Origin of the sequence: Sphingobacterium sp. UBA2610, assembly GCF_002339225.1 — a bacterium.
GTDB classification, from domain to species: domain Bacteria; phylum Bacteroidota; class Bacteroidia; order Sphingobacteriales; family Sphingobacteriaceae; genus Sphingobacterium; species Sphingobacterium multivorum.
Map to the genome: position 1 here is coordinate 191,241 of NZ_DDKA01000011.1, position 20,603 is coordinate 211,843.

Annotated in this window: 17 protein-coding genes; 6 read left to right on the forward strand and 11 right to left on the reverse strand. The window is 39.0% G+C overall.

What is annotated here, in order from left to right; genetic code table 11:
* Positions 1-43: 43 nt before the first annotated feature.
* The gene (locus B4Z47_RS08355; RefSeq protein ID WP_115046816.1) at positions 44-643 is read left to right on the forward strand and encodes a hypothetical protein; all 600 of its coding nucleotides are present in this window, start codon (positions 44-46) and stop codon (positions 641-643) included.
* On the opposite strand, the gene B4Z47_RS08360 is transcribed toward B4Z47_RS08355, so the two are convergent.
* The gene (locus tag B4Z47_RS08360) at positions 640-1,422 is read right to left on the reverse strand and encodes a Cof-type HAD-IIB family hydrolase (protein WP_088162791.1); all 783 of its coding nucleotides are present in this window, start codon (positions 1,420-1,422) and stop codon (positions 640-642) included. The genes B4Z47_RS08355 and B4Z47_RS08360 overlap by 4 nt on opposite strands.
* Positions 1,423-2,071: 649 nt before the next feature.
* Here B4Z47_RS08360 and dnaE point away from each other — a divergent pair.
* Positions 2,072-6,490, forward strand: coding sequence for a DNA polymerase III subunit alpha (dnaE, locus tag B4Z47_RS08365; protein ID WP_115046818.1), 4,419 nt, complete (start codon positions 2,072-2,074; stop codon positions 6,488-6,490).
* Positions 6,491-6,615: 125 nt separating this feature from the next.
* Complete coding sequence (gene trxA, locus B4Z47_RS08370; protein WP_046671752.1) at positions 6,616-6,936, forward strand: thioredoxin; 321 nt, start codon at positions 6,616-6,618, stop codon at positions 6,934-6,936.
* Between the two features lie 539 nt (positions 6,937-7,475).
* On the opposite strand, the gene rplI is transcribed toward trxA, so the two are convergent.
* The 7 genes from rplI to B4Z47_RS08405 form a co-directional block, all read right to left on the reverse strand.
* Positions 7,476-7,919, reverse strand: a complete 444-nt coding sequence (rplI, locus tag B4Z47_RS08375) for a 50S ribosomal protein L9 (RefSeq protein WP_046671751.1) — start codon at positions 7,917-7,919, stop codon at positions 7,476-7,478.
* 15 nt (positions 7,920-7,934) lie between these two features.
* Complete coding sequence (rpsR, locus tag B4Z47_RS08380; RefSeq protein ID WP_028071347.1) at positions 7,935-8,198, reverse strand: 30S ribosomal protein S18; 264 nt, start codon at positions 8,196-8,198, stop codon at positions 7,935-7,937.
* On the reverse strand, positions 8,198-8,566 hold the full coding sequence (rpsF, locus tag B4Z47_RS08385; protein ID WP_046671750.1) for a 30S ribosomal protein S6: 369 nt from the start codon (positions 8,564-8,566) through the stop codon (positions 8,198-8,200). Before rpsF ends, rpsR begins: the two co-directional genes overlap by 1 nt.
* Positions 8,567-8,714: 148 nt before the next feature.
* Entirely contained in the window at positions 8,715-9,593 is an 879-nt protein-coding gene (gene dapA / locus B4Z47_RS08390; protein WP_070566060.1) for a 4-hydroxy-tetrahydrodipicolinate synthase, read from the reverse strand.
* Positions 9,594-9,630: 37 nt separating this feature from the next.
* The gene (gene ligA, locus B4Z47_RS08395) at positions 9,631-11,655 is read right to left on the reverse strand and encodes an NAD-dependent DNA ligase LigA (RefSeq protein ID WP_115046820.1); all 2,025 of its coding nucleotides are present in this window, start codon (positions 11,653-11,655) and stop codon (positions 9,631-9,633) included.
* A gap of 119 nt (positions 11,656-11,774) precedes the next feature.
* Positions 11,775-12,806, reverse strand: a complete 1,032-nt coding sequence (locus tag B4Z47_RS08400; RefSeq protein ID WP_070566056.1) for a glycosyltransferase family 2 protein — start codon at positions 12,804-12,806, stop codon at positions 11,775-11,777.
* Entirely contained in the window at positions 12,803-13,669 is an 867-nt protein-coding gene (locus B4Z47_RS08405) for a lysophospholipid acyltransferase family protein (RefSeq protein ID WP_070566054.1), read from the reverse strand. The genes B4Z47_RS08400 and B4Z47_RS08405 overlap by 4 nt, the downstream gene beginning before the upstream one ends.
* An 87-nt stretch (positions 13,670-13,756) precedes the next feature.
* Between B4Z47_RS08405 and B4Z47_RS08410 the strand changes: the two genes are divergently transcribed.
* The gene (locus B4Z47_RS08410; protein WP_070566052.1) at positions 13,757-14,368 is read left to right on the forward strand and encodes a WbqC family protein; all 612 of its coding nucleotides are present in this window, start codon (positions 13,757-13,759) and stop codon (positions 14,366-14,368) included.
* Between the two features lie 63 nt (positions 14,369-14,431).
* Positions 14,432-15,118 carry a hypothetical protein gene (locus tag B4Z47_RS08415; RefSeq protein WP_070566050.1) on the forward strand — a complete coding sequence of 229 codons (687 nt, stop codon included), beginning with the start codon at positions 14,432-14,434 and terminating at the stop codon, positions 15,116-15,118.
* A gap of 2 nt (positions 15,119-15,120) precedes the next feature.
* On the opposite strand, the gene B4Z47_RS08420 is transcribed toward B4Z47_RS08415, so the two are convergent.
* Together B4Z47_RS08420 and B4Z47_RS08425 are read right to left on the reverse strand one after the other, a co-directional pair.
* Entirely contained in the window at positions 15,121-16,125 is a 1,005-nt protein-coding gene (locus B4Z47_RS08420; RefSeq protein ID WP_070566046.1) for a YihY/virulence factor BrkB family protein, read from the reverse strand.
* 35 nt (positions 16,126-16,160) lie between these two features.
* Positions 16,161-17,927: an AMP-dependent synthetase/ligase gene (locus B4Z47_RS08425; RefSeq protein WP_070566044.1), complete on the reverse strand. Its 1,767-nt coding sequence runs from the start codon at positions 17,925-17,927 to the stop codon at positions 16,161-16,163.
* 260 nt (positions 17,928-18,187) lie between these two features.
* On the opposite strand from B4Z47_RS08425, the gene B4Z47_RS08430 reads away from it, so the two are divergent.
* Positions 18,188-18,688: a hypothetical protein gene (locus B4Z47_RS08430; protein ID WP_070566042.1), complete on the forward strand. Its 501-nt coding sequence runs from the start codon at positions 18,188-18,190 to the stop codon at positions 18,686-18,688.
* Positions 18,689-18,746: 58 nt separating this feature from the next.
* Here the strand turns inward: B4Z47_RS08430 and B4Z47_RS08435 are convergent, their stop codons facing one another.
* Positions 18,747-20,492, reverse strand: a complete 1,746-nt coding sequence (locus B4Z47_RS08435) for a M61 family metallopeptidase (protein WP_115046822.1) — start codon at positions 20,490-20,492, stop codon at positions 18,747-18,749.
* Positions 20,493-20,603 lie beyond the last annotated feature (111 nt).

Below are 20,603 nucleotides of genomic sequence, written 5' to 3' on the forward strand. Positions count from 1 at the left end.
TGTTTCCTTATTTTTGTGTTTCTAATCTACAGCAATTTAAGAAATGTCGAGTATAATCAATCGTTTTTTGGGTAAAAAGAGTGTAAGAAATGAAGAGCTTTTAGCACTGGCGGATAGGTTGTCTTTTAGGAACAGTCAGCTGGACAGTTTTTTGATAGGGCATTTTATACAACGTGACAAAATAGATTCAGCGGACTATTTTGCTTTTCAAGAGCAGTTGCTTAAGCTTCATGTTGACCGATTTGAGGCTATGCAGGTGGAGCTTAACTTGTTGAACCAATATTTGCAGTTGGCTGAGCGTTTTCTTCCAGCAGGTTTTTCAGTCAAATGGGAAAATAAGCTACAGTTTCAGGATGAAATTATGTTGCCGTCGCTTATTCTTTTTCCTGTGGTACAGCATGCTGTTGAAAATGGTTATAATACGATGTCTTCTCATCCAGTTCGGATCCGGTTATCGGGCTCATCCAAACTGATTATGCTGGAAGTTAGCTATCGCGTGAACCATTACCTGGAAAGTCAGTTTAGTAGCACATTGATACGTGATTTTCGATACCGATTGGACTATCTTTTTCCGGAAAAACATAATTTGCTGATGAATAGCAACAGCAATACTTCTCGAATAACTTTAACTATCCAACTTTAGATGATATTGAAGTGTTTTAATGCATTCCAGATACCATTTTCATCAACGCTGTCTGTTATATAATCTGCAATTTCTTTTACCTCGGGATTTGCATTACCCATAGCAATTCCAATATGGGTGTGCGCTAGCATTGTAATATCATTTCCGCCGTCGCCAAATGACATGGTTTCTTCCAAGCTGAAGTTGAAATGATCTAAAAAAACATCTATTCCAATTTTTTTGCTTTGCCCCATCGGATTGACATCAGCAAAAACGGGCGTCCATCTCGACGCAACTGAATTTGGCATCACATTTTCCATAAATTCAGCTTCTTCTTCAGGATTGATGAAAACATTGACCTGCATAACTGAGTCAAGATCAAAATCCTTTTCGTAATCCCGAACTGGTGGGGTGGGGACATTGACCTGCTGGTACATTTGGAATACCTCCGGTGTAACCTGGTTCAAGGAAATTTCTTTTTCAGACATGAATGAAAAAGTCAGGTCTTCACGCTTTTTAGCATAATCCAATAAGGAGCGAATGTCTTTTTGAGGAATGTTATTTTTATAAATTACGTCCTGTTCCTTCGTGACGCAATACCCGCCATTGAAGGTGATATATCCATCAAAATCGAGGTAACGAATATGCCCCAGCTGATTGTAGGATCTTCCTGTTGAAACAAATACCTTGATGTTTTTTTCTTTTAATAATTGAAATGCTTGTTGAGTAGATTCGGGAACTTGATGTGTTTTGAAACTTAGCAAAGTTCCATCGATGTCAAAAAAGATAGCTTTAATCATGGATTTTTGGGTCAAAATCAAATATACTAAATACTTGGGATAGTGTAACTATTACAATATTAAATTTGAGGTGTTTTATCGCCCATAGGCTTATCTCGTTTTTAATTGTATTGAGGATAAGTATGCCCAAATGGAAAACAGTCGGTCTGTAGATGCTAAGTTGCGGTTTTAGATGAGAATTTTTACCACACTGGGGAGAGAGCAATAAATATCAACCGCATAATTAGAAGGAAATAAAATCGGAGATACAAGGGGATTAATAGGGAGATTATAGGGGTTCATCCGAATGAGGTCCGAATGAGGTCCCTATAAAGTCCCTATGAAGTACGTGTTAAAAAAACTGGTAATTTGAAGTTGGTATACTGTTAGATCTTTTGATATACATGATAAAAAAGAGCTCGAGGGCTTGATGATTTGGCCTGATATTGACTTTTTCGATGCAAATAAAAAGAGAAAGATAAAGGAGTTTATGATACTGTTTCTTGTTAAAGCGAAACAACTGCAAGATATCGTGTAACGCCAGATTTTCTTTAGTGGATTTTCGCAAAAATCTGACACAATCTTCTCTAATAATTTCGTAAATTTCAAGTTCAAAAAAATGTAAATTGTCTTGCATTTAATGTATTGTATTAAAGAGGGTTAGAATTTTATGTATATTATTTTCGATACGGAAACGACGGGTTTGCCTAAGCGTTGGGACGCACCAATTACCGATACGGACAATTGGCCTCGCTGTATTCAATTGGCTTGGCAGATCCATGATGAGATGGGAAATTTGGTCGAACATCACGATTTCTTGATTAAGCCAGATGGATTTGATATACCCTATGACTCTGAAAAAATACACGGCATATCGACTGCATTGGCCGAAGAACAGGGATTGCCGCTTCAGGAGGTCCTAGAGAAATTTAATGTGGCATTGAATAAAGCCAAGTTTGTTGTTGGACAAAATATTGGTTTTGATTTGAATATCATGGGCTGTGAATTTTACCGTTATGGTGTTGCGTCCAATATGGCTAATATGCCTGTATTGGATACCTGTACGGAAGTAACAGCTGAACTGCTGAAAATTCCAGGCGGTCGCGGTGGGCGTTTTAAATTACCCAATTTGACCGAGCTGCATTCTTATTTATTCGGGGTGCCGTTTGCTGAGGCACATAATGCAACAGCCGACGTTGAGGCGACAACACGTTGTTTTCTGGAGCTTGTCAGAAGAGAGGTATTCACTGCCGAAGAACTTCAGGTCGATACGGGCTACTTTGTCGATTTTAAAACCAACAACCCGGGGCCTATACCCACTGTTGGACTGAAACATATCAACCTAAAAGCAGCTTCTGATGAAATTAGAAAACGGTCTCAGCCAGATGAAGTCAAGGTTGTCGTTGATGCGGACGCGTTAGCAGCTTTAAAGGATGCCAAATTTGCCCATTTACATAACCACTCTCAGTTTTCGATCCTGCAGTCGACGATGTCGTACGATAAGTTAGTTTCGGCAGCGGTCAAGGATAATATGCCTGCTGTTGCGTTAACGGATCACGGAAATATGATGGGGGCTTTTGAGTTTGTTTCTCGTGTTATAGGCCATAATAAAGAAGTTGAAGCACAAAATGCGGAGGCAGTTGAGAATGGAGAGGAGCCTACTGGTCAGCTTTTAAAGCCAATTGTTGGTTGTGAGTTTTTTGTTTGTGAAAACCACAAAGATAAGTCCAGGAAGGATAATGGTTATCAGATTGTGTTATTGGCGAAAAATAAACGCGGGTACCATAATCTGGCTAAACTGGCTTCTTTTGCTTATACGTCTGGGTTCTATTATGTTCCGCGGATTGATAAAGATCTTATTCTTCAATACAAGGAAGATGTTATTGCGCTGTCAGGTAACTTACAGGGGGAGGTGCCGAATAAAATACTGAATATTGGTGAGAGCCAGGCCGAAGAAGCTTTGCTGTGGTGGAAAGAACAATTTGGGGATGATTTTTACCTGGAATTGATGCGTCATGGTCAGGAAGATGAGGATCGTGTGAATCAAACCTTGCTGAAGTTTTCCCGCAAATATCAGGTCAAAGTTGTTGCGACCAATAATACATATTACGAGAAGAAAGGCGATGCACATGCGCATGATATTTTGCTCTGTGTGAAAGATGGTGAAAAGCTATCGACTCCAAAAGGTAGGGGACGTGGATTCCGTTTTGGTTTACCCAATCAGGAATATTATTTCAAATCTTCAGATGAAATGAAGGCCCTTTTTAAAGATTTGCCCGAAGCGATTCTAAATATTCAGGAGATTGTCGATAAGGTAGAGATATTTAAGTTAAACCGCGATGTCCTATTACCTAAATTTGATATTCCTGAGGAATTTCAGGTGGAAGCCGATCTTGAAGATGGGGGAAAACGTGGTGAAAATAAATACCTGGCGCATCTTTGTTATGTGGGGGCTGAGAAGCGTTATGAGGAAATAACAGATGATATTCGCGAACGTCTTGACTTTGAGTTGGCTACCATTGAGAAAACGGGGTATCCGGGGTACTTTTTGATTGTTCAGGATTTTATTGCGGCGGCCCGGGATATGGGAGTTTCCGTGGGGCCAGGACGGGGATCTGCTGCTGGTTCGGCAGTAGCTTATTGTTTGGGAATTACCAATATCGATCCGATTAAATATGACTTGCTTTTTGAGCGTTTCTTAAATCCCGACCGTGTGTCCATGCCTGATATTGATATCGATTTTGATGACGAGGGACGTGGACGTGTCATGCAATATGTAATCAATAAATATGGTGCTAGTCAAGTTGCCCAGATTATTACCTATGGTACAATGGCAGCAAAGTCATCCATCAAAGATACAGCGCGTGTATTGGACTTACCTTTGGGTGATGCCAATGAAATTGCCAAGCTGATTCCGAACCTTAAATTATCCAAGATTTTTACTTTAGATGATGCCGGTTTAAGGGAAAAGCTAAGGACTGAGGAAATTGAAGCCGTCAATAGATTGAAATCTATTGCGGATGGTGCTGGATTGGAAGCGGAAACGATCAGACAGGCCCGGGTTTTGGAGGGTTCTGTACGAAATACAGGTATCCATGCCTGTGGTGTTATTATTACACCAGACGATATTACTAATTTCGTTCCTGTTTCTTTGGCAAAAGACTCTGATCTTTATGTGACGCAGTTCGATAACCACGTTGTTGAAAGTGCCGGTTTGCTGAAAATGGACTTTTTGGGTTTAAAGACACTGACACTGATTAAAGATACGGTAGAAAATGTCAAATTAAGTCATGGTATTGTGCTGGATCCGGATCAGTTTCCGATCGACGATGAGCTTACGTATGAGCTCTTTCAGCGTGGAGAAACCATAGGGGTGTTCCAGTATGAATCTCCTGGAATGCAGAAATACATGCGCGACCTTAAGCCGACAGTATTTGCCGATTTGATTGCGATGAATGCACTCTATCGTCCGGGACCAATCGAATATATTCCAAGTTTTATTAAGCGTAAGCACGGTATAGACCCCATTGTTTACGATTTGGATGCTTGTGAGGAATACCTCAAGGAAACCTACGGTATTACAGTCTACCAGGAGCAGGTTATGCTCTTGTCCCAGAAGCTTGCGGGATTTTCAAAAGGTGATGCCGATGTCTTGCGTAAGGCTATGGGTAAGAAGCAAAAGGCTGTACTCGATAAGATGAAGCCGAAGTTTGTTTCGCAGGCAGAGGAGAAAGGGCATAATGCAAAAGTTCTGGAGAAGATTTGGACCGACTGGGAAGCTTTTGCGAGTTATGCATTTAATAAATCCCACTCGACCTGTTATGCTTGGGTTGCTTATCAGACCGCTTATTTAAAAGCGCATTTTCCTGCGGAATACATGGCTGCGGTACTTTCCAATAACATGAATGATATCAAGCAGGTGACATTCTTTATGGAGGAATGTAAACGAATGGGCTTGCAGGTATTGGGGCCAGATGTGAATGAATCCTATTATAAGTTTACGGTAAATGAATCTGGAGCTATTCGTTTTGGAATAGGTGCGGTGAAAGGTGTTGGGGCAGGAGCGGTAGACGCTATCGTGCAAACACGGCAATCAGGATTGTATAAATCTGTTTTTGATATGGCTAAACGAATCGATCTTCGTGCGGTCAACAAGAAAGCTTTTGAGAGTCTGGCTTATGCTGGAGGCTTTGATAGTTTTGAGAATACGCACCGTGCACAATATTTTCATTCGGATGAAAATTCAACAGGAATGGAAAAGGCGATCCGATTTGGCCAGCGCTTTAAGGAAAATGAAAGTTCGGCCCAAGCGAGCTTGTTTGGTGTAGGAGGGGCTGCAGAATTGCCTGAGCCGGTTTTGGCGCCATGTCCGCAATGGGGATTGATTGAAAAGCTTAAATATGAAAAAGATGTTATCGGTATTTATCTGACCAGTCACCCCTTGGATACCTACCGGTTTGAGATTGAACATTTTTGTCAGAATTCGGTGTCAGATTTGGCCTTGATCAATAAGGTTAAGGCGGCAGAGGTCGATGAAGAGACTTTGCTTGAGTTTAATCGGATCAAGAACAAAGAATTGGTGATTGGTGGTATTATCGCATCGGCAAACCATCGATTGACGAAGACGGGTAAGCCTTTTGCGTCATTTATCATCGAGGATTATAGTGATTCTTATGATATGGCAGTTTTCGGTGAAGAATATGTCAAGTTGAAGGGATATTTGCAAGAGGGATATTTTGTGCAATTGCGGGGTTTGGTACAGGAGCGTTTCAGACAGGTTGGAAATTGGGGCTTTGAGCTACGCAGTGTGCAGTTGCTTTCGGATCTTCGTGAGAAGATGGCGAAGAGTTTTACGATCAATATTCCTTTACCTAAGTTGAACGAAGCATTTCTTGATGGTATCAAGGATATACTGGCGCAAAATGAGATCGAGGGAGTTGTGCCAAATTGTCAATTAAAGTTTAAAATCTGGGATCCCCAAGATGAAATATCTGTCGAAATGCCAGCTAAAAGTCTGAAAATAAACCTAACAAATGAATTTTTGGACTGTATAGATAAGTTTGAAGGGATAAATTACCGATTGAATTAGTTTGGATTAGAATTTGTGTAATTAAGATTACAAATACATTGGTAGTAGTTACTATCTTTGTTTTATTGATTTTAGCAATTAAATAGTATTATAGATATAACTTCGGTTTATAAAATTAAAAGATTATGGCATTAGAAATTACAGATAGCAACTTTGAAGAAGTTGTCTTAAAAGCAGACAAACCAGTATTAATCGATTTTTGGGCAGAGTGGTGTGGTCCTTGCCGTATGGTAGGTCCTGTGGTTGAAGAATTGGCTAAGGATTATGAAGGTAAAGCTGTTGTAGGAAAAGTGAATGTAGATGAAAATCCAGAAATTTCTGTTCGTTATGGCATTCGTAATATTCCAGCTTTATTGTTCTTTAAAAATGGAGAAATCGTTGATAAACAAATTGGGGCTGTTCCAAAATCAGTATTGAACGAGAAATTGGAAAAACAATTAGCATAATTTAGCGAAAAAATTAAAAAAAAATAGCCTGAAACATTGTGTTTCAGGCTATTTTTTTTAATTTTTTACTGTTTTTATCTTGTTTTTACAATTTTTTGTTTGTTTTTATACTGATTTTATTTTTTTTATAGTGTTTTCTTGATTTTATACACTTGTTATTTCATGTTTTTTTTGAGTTTTACTGATTTTTCTATTGATATTTTTGTTTTTTTAAGTTATTTGTGTTTTTTTTAGAAAAAAAAATGAATTTAATTTGTAAAAATGAATATTTTTTGCTTCTTTTGAGTATTGAAATTGAGTTTCGAAAATAATTTGTTCCGATTTTCTTGATTTTGATAGTTTTTTTATGATTCGATAGTTTAAGAGTTGTTTTTTTGAAAAAAATAGAGATTGATAAAGATTTTCCCTTTCAAATACCCTAGATTATGCCTCGCGTTGCTCTCCGTAACGCGAGTTTTTTTTGGGGGTAAAGTAGGGGTAAAACAAAAGCGGCTATCCGAAAGGATAGCCGCTTTATATTATTGACTAAATAAACTGAATTATTCAGCAATTACTTCGAAAGGAACTTGAACTTTCACTTCTTTGTGTAAGTTTAAGTTAGCGATGTATTCACCTAATTCTTTAGGTTCAACTTCGAAAGTGATACGACGACGATCTACATCAAAACCTTTTGCTTTCAACGCATCAGCAATTTGGATGCTGTTTACTTTACCAAAGATTTTACCAGATTCACCTGCTTTAGCACCAATTGAAAGTTTGATAGCTTCCAATTTACCTGCTAATTCAGTAGCGTCTTTTTTGATTTTTTCTTGTTTGAACTGAGCTTGTTTGATGTTCTCAGCTAAAACTTTCTTTGCAGATTCAGTCGCTTGGATAGCAAATCCTTGCGGGATTAAGTAGTTACGACCGAAACCTGGTTTTACATTAACGATATCGTTTTGCTCACCTAAGCCTTTGATATCTTGTTTTAAAATTACTTCCATTCTCTATCGTCCTCCTTATTTAATTGCATCAGCTAAGTAAGGTAATAAGCCGATGTGACGAGCACGTTTAACAGCTTGAGCTACTTTACGTTGAAATTTCAAAGATGTACCAGTTAAACGACGAGGTAAGATTTTACCTTGATCATTTACAAATTTCATCAAAAAGTTAGCATCTTTATAATCGATATATTTGATACCATTCTTTTTGAAACGACAGTATTTTTTACGGTTGTCCTCTACTTTAGGAGCAGTTACGTATTGGATATTTTCGTTAGCCATTAGTTTGCGCCCTCCTCAGTTTTAGTTTCAGCTTTTTTGTTGAATGCACCGCTACGTTTTTTCTCGTTGTATGCTTTGGCATGTTTGTCTAAGCTTACAGTCAAGAAACGCATAATGCGCTCATCACGTTTGTATTCAACCTCTAATTTATTGATTAATTCACCTGGAGCCTTGAATTCAGTTAAGTGATAAAATCCAGTAGTTTTTTTCTGGATTGGATACGCTAATTTTTTCAAACCCCAATTGTCTTCAGCGACAATCTCGGCTCCGCCTTCTGTTAAGATGTTTTTGAATTTTGCGATTACTTCTTTCGCAGCATCATCAGAAAGCAACGGGGTAAGAACGATTACAGATTCGTACTGTTGCATTTTGTTAATTAATTTTGTTATTTAAAATTCCACTTTTGTGGAAGTGCAAAGGTAGTTATTATATTGTTATGTTGCAATGCTTTGAAATAAAAAAGTTTAGACCCTTTCCTGGAATCTAAACTTTTTCTCAAACAAATTCGACTATATCTTAGTTCAATTTCTTTAATTCTTCTTTGATAGCTGCCTGGATTTTTTCGCTAATAGGCACTAAAGGAAGCCTTAATTGATCTTTTCCAATCCCCAATTCCTGCAGAATGTATTTTACACCAGCTGGGTTTCCTTCAATAAAACATAGATCTGTGATGTTAAGAAGTTCATTGTGTATTGATCTAGCTTCGGCATAATTGCCTTCAGCACATAACTTCGCTAATGTGGCTACCTTTTTCGGTAACGCATTTCCGATCACTGAAATGATACCAGCAGCGCCAAGCGACATCATCGGCAAGGTAACCGGATCGTCTCCGGAAATCAATAGAAATTCTGCTGGTTTATCCCGTAGAATTTCGCTGAATTGTGCAAAATTGCCGGAAGCTTCTTTGATGGCTACGATATTCGAAAAATCATTGGCCAGTCGCAATGTTGTCTGTGCTGTTATATTGCTACCCGTACGTCCAGGTACATTGTATAAAATAACCGGAAGTGGAGAGGCGCTTGCAACAGCCTTATAATGCTGGTAAATGCCTTCTTGTGTTGGTTTGTTGTAGTAAGGAGATACCGATAGAATTGCGCAAAAACCTGTTGGATCAAAGTTTTTAATTTGCTCCACAATTTCGGCTGTATTATTTCCACCAATTCCAGCAACCAAGGGTAGTCTACCGTTCACGCGCTTGACAGTAAAATCCCAGATGCGCTTTCGTTCATCATTGGTTAAAGTGGCAACTTCTCCAGTTGTACCTAAAGAAACCAAATAATCCATACCTTCGTTGATTTGCAAGTCAATTAGCTGACCTAATGCTTCGAAATCAACAGATTCATCTGAGTTAAAAGGAGTGACTAATGCTACTCCTGCGCCGTGAAGCTCGTTCATCTTGTTTTTGTATTTATATAAATTTAATTAAAAAAACTTACTTGGGATTAATGAGTTCAAATAGTTCTTGATCATTAATCATCGGGATACCCAATTTTTCAGCCTTCGCTAGTTTGGACGGTCCCATTTTATCTCCTGCCACGAGATAGCTTAGTTTGGCAGAAATGGAAGATAACATCTTTCCGCCATTGCTTTCAATTACAGCTGCCAGCTCTTCACGTGAATGTTCTGCAAATACACCGGAAATCAGAAAAGTTTTCCCTTCAAGTGAATTGCTCGCCAGGATAATCTCCTTTTCCTCAATTTCGAAATTTAAGCCATAATTCCGCAGTGCAACAATCTGTTGTTGATGAATTGGATTGTCTAAGTATTCTTTGACGCTCTCCGCGATACGGCGTCCAATATCTTGTACTCCTTCGATTTCTTCTGTTGAGGCTTGGGCTAGCGCATCAATATTTTTGAAATGCTGCGCCAATTTTTTTGCAATTGTCTCGCCGACATGACGTATTCCAAGCGAAAACAAAACTTTTTCAAAGGGTTTTTCTTTGGATTTTTCAATGCCATTGAGCATGTTATCGATTGATTTTTGACCGAAACGTTCCAGTTGTTGTAGGTCATCTTGATGGTCTTTCAGGCCATAGATGTCAACGATGTTGTGTAGCAAACCTTTCTTGAAGAAAGTATCCACGGTCTCATCTCCCATTCCTTCGATATCCATCATTTTTCGTCCGATAAAATGTTGCATTTTGCCAACAATTTGCGGCGGACATCCAGTTTCATTCGGGCAGTAGTGTACTGCTTCCCCTTCTTGCCGTATAAGTACTGTGCCACATTCCGGACAGGAAGTCGGGTAGACAAAACTTGTCGATCCCGATAACCTTTTGTCGAGGTTTACCCCAATTATTTTAGGGATAATTTCGCCCCCTTTTTCCACAAAAACAGTGTCATCTTCGTGTAGGTCGAGACGTGCGATTTCATTTGCATTGTGTAAGGAAGCGCGTTTTACGGTTGTGCCTGCCAGCTGTACAGGTTGAAGATTGGCAACAGGTGTAACAGCGCCGGTACGTCCAACTTGATAACTAATCGAGTTAAGAATGGTTTCTACACGCTCGGCTTTGAATTTATAGGATATTGCCCAACGTGGATTTTTGGCCGTAAAGCCAAGCTCTTCCTGTTGTGCGTAATCATTTACTTTAATAACGATTCCATCAATTTCATATCCTAGGTTGTGACGTTCGACATCCCAATAGTCAATAAATGCAAAAACATCGGTTAATGTACTGCATTTTCTGCTATGCTCGCTGACGTGGAATCCCCAGTCTTTGACATGGTTTAAGCTATTCCAATGATCGTGAAATAGATTTGTTCTGTTGTCGCAGTACAAAAAGTAAAGGAAACAGTCCAATGGGCGCTTGGCAACTTCAGCAGAATCTTGGAGTTTGATGGTTCCAGAAGCGAAATTTCTTGGGTTGGCATAGGTTTGCTCCTCATTATCGGCTCGTTCCTTATTCAGGCGGAGAAAAGCTGATTTATGTATAAATATTTCACCTCGTATTTCGAATTGATCTGGATAATCTCCTTCTTTGAGTTTGATCGGGATAGAACGAATCGTTTTAACGTTGTTGGTGACAACATCGCCTTGTGTACCATCCCCGCGTGTAACAGCTTTACTTAGTAAGCCATTTTCATAAGTCAAGCTGATGGATAAACCGTCAAATTTTAATTCACAAACATACTCGAACTGATCGCCGATGATTTTGCGGATACGCTGGTCGAAGTCAAGTAATTCCTCCTGATTGTATGTGTTGCCCAATGAAAGCATTGGCCAGCGGTGTTTTTCCGTTTGAAATCGGGAGGTAATGTCTCCACCAATACGCTGTGTAGGGGAGTTGGGGTCGGCAAAGTTGGGATATTGAGCTTCCAGCGCTTCGAGTTCCTTTAATTTGAGGTCGAAGTCGTAGTCCGAAATAACACTGTTCGCCAATACATAGTATTGATAGTTATAATGGTTGAGCTCTGCCGTTAAGTCTTTTATCTTTTTTTCAATATCCATCACCAACATTTTGCAAAATTACAAATAAAAAGTACGTTTAAATAAAATAAATAAAGAATCTTGTTGTAATGACTGCTTTATTTTTAAAATGCGGTTTTCTGCATTTTGTGTTTTGGGAAAATAATATGCTATTTAAAATCCTCTGGATTTAGCTGTGAAAATTTATGTTTGTTATTTGTGTAGAAATCAATGATAATTGATTTTCTGTAATGCCCTTTTGTATTTTCTTTCGCCTTGTATTTTTTTCGTTTTTTAGCATTTTTGAAAATATTCAAGAAGAAATACTGATGCGCACGACTGATTGCCCAAGCATCCTTAGGTTTTCTGTCGATCAGAAACTTAGCAAGGGCAGCAAAGTCAAACCAAAGCCTGATGAAAATAATCCATATGGCTTTGCCTAACGGAAGGTTTTTTTGCAGCATGACCATATTATTCCTAAAATTGAGGTAAGTCTTTTTGGGATTACTTGCATTGAGGGTTCCTCCACCAACATGATAAACAACAGATTTAGGGCAATAACCTATGCCGTAGCCCATTTTCTTTAATCGCCAACACAGGTCGATTTCCTCCATATGAGCAAAGAAATCTTCATCAAGGCCATCTGCTTCCTTCCAGGCTTTTGAGCGAATAAAAAGCGCAGCTCCAGATGCCCAAAAGATCTCAGATTCCTTATCGTACTGTCCCGCATCATCTTCTACTTCATGTAGGATTCTCCCTTTGCAGAATGGAAAGCCAAAGTAATCCAGATAGCCACCGGCGGCTCCGGCATGTTCAAACTTCTGCTTGTCATGAAATGAACGTATTTTGGGCTGTGCTGCTGCCAGGGAAGGGTTTCTTTCCAAGTATTCAATCACGGGTTCAATCCAGTTTTGGCTCACTTCGACATCCGAATTCAGGAGTACATAGTAATCAGCATCTACACGCTGCAGTATTTTGTTATAACCTCCTGCGAAGCCATAGTTTTTATCATTTTCAAGTATAGTAATCGTCGGATAGTACTGTTTCACAAATGAAATTGAATCATCATCGGAGGCATTGTCTCCAATGACAAATTCGACATTCGGATACGAACTATTATATACGGATGGCAAAAATTTTTCCAGGAAAAATCGACCATTCCAATTGAGGATAACGACAGCTACTTTGGGTAATTTACTCATTTTCTACGTTTTCTTTTCCAGCGATTATGTGACCATAACCAATATTCTGGGTTTTCACGAATAAGCTGTTCAGCAAATTGATTGTGTATATCGGTAATTTCATGCTCGCCAAAGCCACTTGGATCTTCGATTAAAGTAACGAATTTACAGAAATACTGCCCTCTTTTGGGCTTTCTTCCGATATAACAATAGACCACAGGTGCTTTACTTATTCTAGAAAGTCTTTCGGCTCCTGTATAGACCAATGTTTCCTGATTTAGCCAATTAATAAAATAATCGGAATCCGAATACAGCGGTGTTTGATCCGCAACGAGTATACTGATATTGGGCTGGCCCTTCAACTTGACGATATGACGGAGTATTTGTTTCATTGGTACCATTTCGGCGCCAAACCGTCCCCGCATGTCATTGTACACCGTGTCAATGTCTTTGTTGTTGAGTGGTTTGTATACTATCAGTGTAGGGAAGTTTGTGATTAAACTCAAACGGTGAATACCAAGCTCCCAATTGGCATAATGTGAAGTCACCCCGATTACGTTTTTGCCTTCCTCGAGGTGTCTCGTCAATTCTTCTACATCTTCCAAAGTCATCTTTTTCTTGACTTCCTCAGCCGTAATCGTTTTCAATTTGATCGATTCGACAAGGAGATCCGGGAAAAAACGGTAAAACTTTTTGGCGATAACCAGGCGTTCTTTATCCGTTTTTTCTGGGAAAGCATTCTTTAAGTTTTGAAATACAATATTCTTCCTATATCCAATCATATAGTAGAGTATGTAATAAAGCCCATCGGAGATCAAATATAGAAACCAATAGGGGAGAAGAGAGATGATATAGATTAATGCGTTTAACGCTTTTTGTTTCATGCTATAGCTAAAATTCCCAGTGTTCTTTACAAATATCCTTAATTTAAGTTATTTTTGCGTCACTTATAACAAAAATCATCAGTTTTTATGGAATCGCAGTTATTACTTCCGGCATGTTATCTTCCACCAATATCTTATTTTCATACAATACAAGAGCATAATCTTCCTTTGTTCATCGAGAAATACGAGCATTTTCAAAAGCAGAGCTATCGTACGCGGGCACGCATTGCTTCAGCAAATGGTGTGCAGGATTTGATCGTACCCATTCAACATGGCAATAAAGAACGAGTTCCCATGAAAGATATTCGGATAAGTTATGAATTTAACTGGCAACGTTTACACTGGTTAAGTATACAGACCGCTTACCGGAGTTCTGCATATTTTGAGTATTATGAGGATGATTTTATACGGTTTTACGAAGGTAAATATGACTATCTCGTCGATTTTAATGTGGCCCAGCTGGAGCTTATTCTAAAATCAATCAAACTTAAACGAACAATAGGGTTTACAGAAGCGTATGTGGCCGAGCCGTTAGAAGCGATCGATTTCCGCAACCTTATACATCCCAAAAAAGAAAGTATATGGCCTGATCCAAAAGAATATTATCAGGTTTTCTCTGATAAAAATGGATTTTACCCAGATTTGAGTATTATCGATTTGTTGTTCAACCAAGGGCCGCAATCAAAAAGTTATCTATAGTCGGACGATTTTTTGAACAAAATGCGTTTAATATTGTTGTTATTCAATATTGAACGCATTTAAATGAAACAATTCTTTTTTACTTTTCTCCTTCTTTCTTTGTGTTGGAGCTCTATACGGGCTCAGGGCGGCGTTGATACGATACATTATCGAAAAGTTTACTATTGGGGTACAACCGGAATGGGTTTTCCGATCGGGAAAACCAAAGATATACTTTCGCCAAAGTTTTCGGGTAGTATTGGTTTAGATATATCCCTGAAAAATTCTATGTTTTTTGTATCCCCCACGCTTTATACACTTTCATTTAAGTACAAACAACCCTTAATTGATCCCGATTTCGAATACCGCATAGAAGATGCCAATACGAATTTCTATACTTTTTCATTCTCGGGCGGGATTAGGAAACAGATGCGTAGACTGAATATCTACGGTTTTGCTGGGCCTGGCGTTGGTCTGGCGAGTGAGCCGAGAGCGCGTGTGCTAGCAGATCAAAAGCTCGTCAAGATGGAGAATAAAAATCATCTGAATTTTTCCAGTAAATTGGGGGCTGGCGCAGATTACAAATTTAATGGCTTCTTTTTAGGGCTCGAGCTTGGTTATCTCCATAATTTTAGGAAGATACAGGATAGGCCTGTTAATATTTTTACCGTCATGATCGGGTTAAAATCCGATATCACGCAGATTGGAGACAAAGTCATTGACGTCATCGGTATAGACGGTTCCATCAGTGGTAAAAAAGACAAAAAATAAATTTATTGTTTTAAGACCTGAATGGTGTCTCCAACATGTGCTTCGGCGTCGCTTCCTGTTTTTTTAACTTTTTCCGTCTGTTCAACCGCTACCGCAAATGTGGAAGGCACAATGCCCGCGCCAAATTTAATGGCATAAAACTTGGTGAATTCTGCCCCAAAATACAATATCGCAGCCGAATAGTAGATCCATAATAACATGACAATTATCGATCCTGCGGCTCCATAAAAGCTGGCTGTGGAAGAGAGATTCAGATAGATTGAAATGCCGTACCGGCCTAACATGAAAAGTAAACCTGTAAAAATTGCTCCCCCGAGCATGTCTCTGAATTTTACTTTGGCATCGGGAAGGAAAGAAAAGATAAAGCCAAATAAAATGACAATGACCGAGAAAGTGATGCCTGTATTTACCCACGAGATAAGCGCAATGGGAATAAAGGGGAAATAGGTCATAACTAAATTGGTCACGGCAACGATAACTCCATTGATCATGAGTGAAGCAATTAGTAAAAAGCCCAAGGCGATCACGATGGAAAAAGAAATCAATCTATTGATGATTAATTTTAACCAGCCTTTTTTGGGTTTCGGTTTTACTTTCCAGATATTGTTTATGGAGTCTTGTATATCAACGAATAAGGTCGTAGAGGAGAGAATCAATGTAACAATACCTATCGTGATCCCCATATTGGATTTATTCTCGAAAGTTATCTTTTGAAGATAGGACTGGATCTGCGTTGTTACATCCTGTCCAAAAAGAACCATGACTTCCTCCAACACCTGATCCTGCGCCGAAGATCCACTCTGAAGATGTTCTCCGTAGAAGAAGCCGATACACCAGATCACAATCATAAGAAGTGGGCCGATGGAGAAGACGGTATAGTAAGCCAATGAAGCACTCTTCTTCATACATTTGTCATCATTGAATCCATTAAAGGCATCAACTAAGACATGCCAAATGTTTTTCCAGTAGGCGAGTGTAAATAAATCTCGTAGTGTAACGTGCTTCATAATAAGATGATCAGCCCCAATAATCGTGCAAATTGCTATTCTTGGTTTTGTTCCTGATACAATTTGTCGATTACGGCTTCGTTCTCTTTTAAAATAATTTTTCGTTTTAAACTCAATTTTGGTGTCAATTGACCGTCGTTGATTGTCCATTCCTTTGGAAGAAGAATAAATTTCTTGACAATTTCCCAATGCCCAAAGTTAGTAGATAATCGGTTAATTTCTTCCTGATATTTTTGGATTACTTCTGGATTTTTGATGATTTCTTCGTTTGAACCACTGGAAATACCTTTTTGGCTTGCCCATTTTGACAGCACATCAAATGCAGGAACAATCAAGGCTCCAGGAAATTTTCTATTTTCTCCGAAAACCATGACTTGTCCGATTAATGTAGATTCCATGAGTTTGTTTTCAATGGATTGGGGGGCAATATATTTACCACCTGCCGTCTTAAACATTTCCTTTTTTCGATCGGTGATTTTAAGGAAACCATCGGATGTTATTTCTCCGATGTCGCCTGTTTTGAAGAATCCATGATCGTCAAAAGCCTCTTTCGTGGCTTCTTCATTTTTATAATAGCCAGTCGTGATACTAGGACCTTTGACAAGGATTTCGCCATCTGAAGCAATTTTAACTTCTAAGTTTTTGAGGGGTTTCCCTACCGTCCCAAATTTCAATCCATTGGGTAAGTACGAGTTTACCGCAATTACGGGGGAGGTTTCAGTTAACCCATAACCTTCGAGCACTTTAAGTCCAGCAGCCCAGAATACACGCGCTAAACGTTCTTGAAGGGCAGCGCCACCTGACACGATAATTTTAATATTTCCGCCAAGAGCTTCTTGCCATTTGGAAAATATGAGTTTTCTAGCAATCGCAAGTTTGAGATTGTAAAGCGGTCCATTTCGTTCAGGTTCTTGAAATTTCAGTCCGAGATCAACAGCCCAGAAGAAAATTTTCTTTTTTAATCCCGTTAAGGCTTTCCCTTTTTCAATAATCTTATCGTATACTTTTTCCAGTACACGCGGTACTGTGGTGAAGACATCCGGTTTGACATCGTTGATATCGGCAACGACATTGTCTAAGGTTTCCGAAAAATAGATCTGGATTCCTTTCGAATAGTACATATATACTACCATGCGTTCAAAGATATGGCATAGCGGAAGAAAGCTTAGCGCCGTTTTGAAATCTGATCGGATGAGATGATTGCAGGCCAAGACGTTGCTGTATACATTTTTGTGGGACAAGTATACGCCTTTAGGGCGTCCTGTGGTACCTGAAGTGTAAATTAAGGTTAGCAGATCATCTTCTGTGACTGCATCACGAAGCGGAGCTAGATCAGTTGAGTCATCTTTTGCTGTTTCGATGAATGTTTTTAGCTGGGTATAATTTTCAATGGCATCAAAAGTATACAGTTGTGGGTGTATACCGTGCTCCCTGATCGCTTGTTCAATACGGTCTGTCAATTCGCTGTTGCTGACAAAGAGTACATTGACATCCGAGTCATTCACGATAAATGAAAGATCCTGTGCAGATAATGTGGGATAGAGGGGAACAGTTGCGAGACCGATTTGATTGCAGGCAAAATCAACTAAATTCCATTCGGGACGGTTGCCGGACATGATTCCGACCCGATCACCTTTTTTGAGGCCTAGTTTAAGTAACGCCCTGCTTAAGGTGTCAATCGCGTCGGTGTACTCTTTGGTAGAATACGTTTTCCACTGGCCGTTTCCATCTCGACCTGCCACCATGATGTCCTTTGCGTATTTTTCTTTATATAAGGTTATAAAGTCAAAAATTCTGCCCATATCACTTGAGTTTATTTGGTTACTACTACATGCTGTATTGATCTAAATATACAGAAATAAAGTTGGATAATTCGGGATTATTGTCATAACAAATTAAACATTGTTTCGTTATAGCTGTAGTGGATATTTACCCTATTGAAAAGGTCCTTCATAGGGGAAGTTCTGGTAAATAGTTTTTATGTGCACTGCAATATATTGCATATAAAAAGCAATTTATCTATGTTTGAAAAAAATGTAAAGCAAAAAAGCGTACGATTTTTATGAGAAAAATATTTTTGGCTGTCGGTGGAATGCTGATGTTTGGAGCATTATCCAATAGAGCTATGGCTCAGTTGGACAATAAGGGTGCTATTGGTGGACGTTTTGGGTCTGCTCAGGGAATTACATATCGTCATACGCTTAACTCGGACCATGCATTGGAGGCTATCATGAGCATTCAGAGCAATTCTGATTTCCGCCGTTTCCGCGTTGTTGGTTTATATGAAATCTATAAACCATTGACTGGAGGATTCAATTGGTATTATGGTTTCGGTGGTAGCGTAGGCTCTTATAAAGAGAAAGATAAAATTATAGATGGTCAACGTCATTCGTTTGACTCACAACTCAATTTAAGTATCGACGGTATTGTTGGTATTGAATATAATATTCCCCAAGCTCCATTTCAGATCTCATTGGATGTAAAACCTTATTTCGATTTTCTAAACGAATCCAGTATCAAATTATTTGATCCGATCGGTTTTTCGGTAAGATATAAATTTTAAAAAAGAATAGCGGGAGACCCCGCTATTCTTTTTTAATTTTAATACTAGTACTTTCGTGTTATGCCATCCAGATTTTACCCAGCAATTCCTGTAAAAAGGTTTGTTCTTTGAGCGGACGGATTTCATAGATCTTTTTATTGCTCTTTCTGATCTGAACAGGGATTTCACGCACTAAACCATCTCGTGCCACCAGGAAGTTTAATGTTTCCCCCTCTTTGGCATGTTGAACAATGAAATCAATTTCCTTGTCTTTCACGTCGAGCCTGTTATTATTAATTGCAATCAGTTCGTCTTTTACATTCAATCCGGCGTCATACGCACCAGAGCCTTTTTCCACTGTTGCTACCGAAATTAACCCATCCACTTTGTTGGTCGTAATGCCGAATGTCAATGTGTTGTTATCAATATTGGTATCCACAATTTCGTAACCAACGAGATTAAAATAATCGTTATAATCCAGTTCTCCGTCCTGATGGGCAGCATTGAAAATGTCGTCTAACGACGTGCCTGCGATGCGTTCAGCAAGGCTTCTCAATTCATTTTCTTCAAATCCGCGATCAAGTTTTAGGTAGAACTCCTCATAAGCCTCACGGATAACATCATCCAATTTTAGTCGACCTTCTGTAGCAGCGATAATTTTAATATCCAACAATGCTGTCAGCATTGCCCCCTTGTTGTAATAGGAAATTCCTGAATTCATCGAATTTTCATCAGGCCTATAATATTTAATCCAGGTATCGAAACTTGAGGCTGCGGCAGACTGTATCGCATGACCCGGTCGGTTCAGTACAATATTGAAATCGTTAGCTAGCAAAGCGAGGTACTCTTTTTCATCATAAAATCCACAGCGTTTAATAATTAAATTATCATAATACGAAGTGAATCCTTCCATGATCCAGAGGCCTGTGGTATAGTTCTCGCCATCGTAATTAAACGGTCCTAATGCTTTTGGACGTAAGCGCTTGACATTCCATAAGTGAAAATATTCATGCGCAACGAGACTCAAATAGTTTTTGTAGCTTGTCTCATTTAAATACGCATTCCTCGACGCTCCCAATACTGTTGAATTGAGATGTTCTAGGCCTCCACCTCCAGATTGGTAATTGTGGGTAATAATGACATATCGCTCATTGGGGTTCGAACCCCAGATGCGGGTTTCCTCTTCGACGATACGTGTGATATCTTTCGTCAGACGGTCTTTATCATAACTACCACCTCCGACCATGGCGCATTCATGCTCGACACCGGCAGCTTGGAATTTCCAGACATCTTGGTTACCCGCTTCGATGGGCGTATCGTATAATACGTCAAAATTTGGTGCATAAAACTTATGTTCTTCAATTTGTTCGAGTCCTGTTGATATACTTGCCCAAGAATCTTTTAGTGCTATGCTGACTGTTGAAGGACTGTCTATACGGCCATCGATATGAAAGAAAGTTGCCGTAGGCACAATAAAAGCATGATCACTATCGAAAAAGTTGGTACGCACAGAAACTTCAAAACCGTATACAGCGTAGATTACTTCGATTTGATCCAAAGATTCTGTGGGTATTCGCCAGGTATTTTTTGAAATTTTCTGATAGGAAATCGTATTTCCTGTTTTGTCAAATGATCGAAATCGTTCTACATTTTTAGCATATTCACGAATTAAATAAGATCCAGGAGACCAAACTGGCATTTTTAGATCGACATAAGGCTGGTTGAGCTTTGTGATGCTCATTTTTACTTCGATGTAATGAGCTTGTGCTTCTGAAAATGATACCTCAAAATGTATTTCGGGTATGTTGAAAGGGTCACTGTCCATGAAAGATGATTTTAGTATGAGCTTACAAAATTACAAGTATCGTACGCTTAACCAAACAAAAAAAAAGATTGTTGGTTCTACAATTATGAATCAGCTGCTTCCTGTCATCAT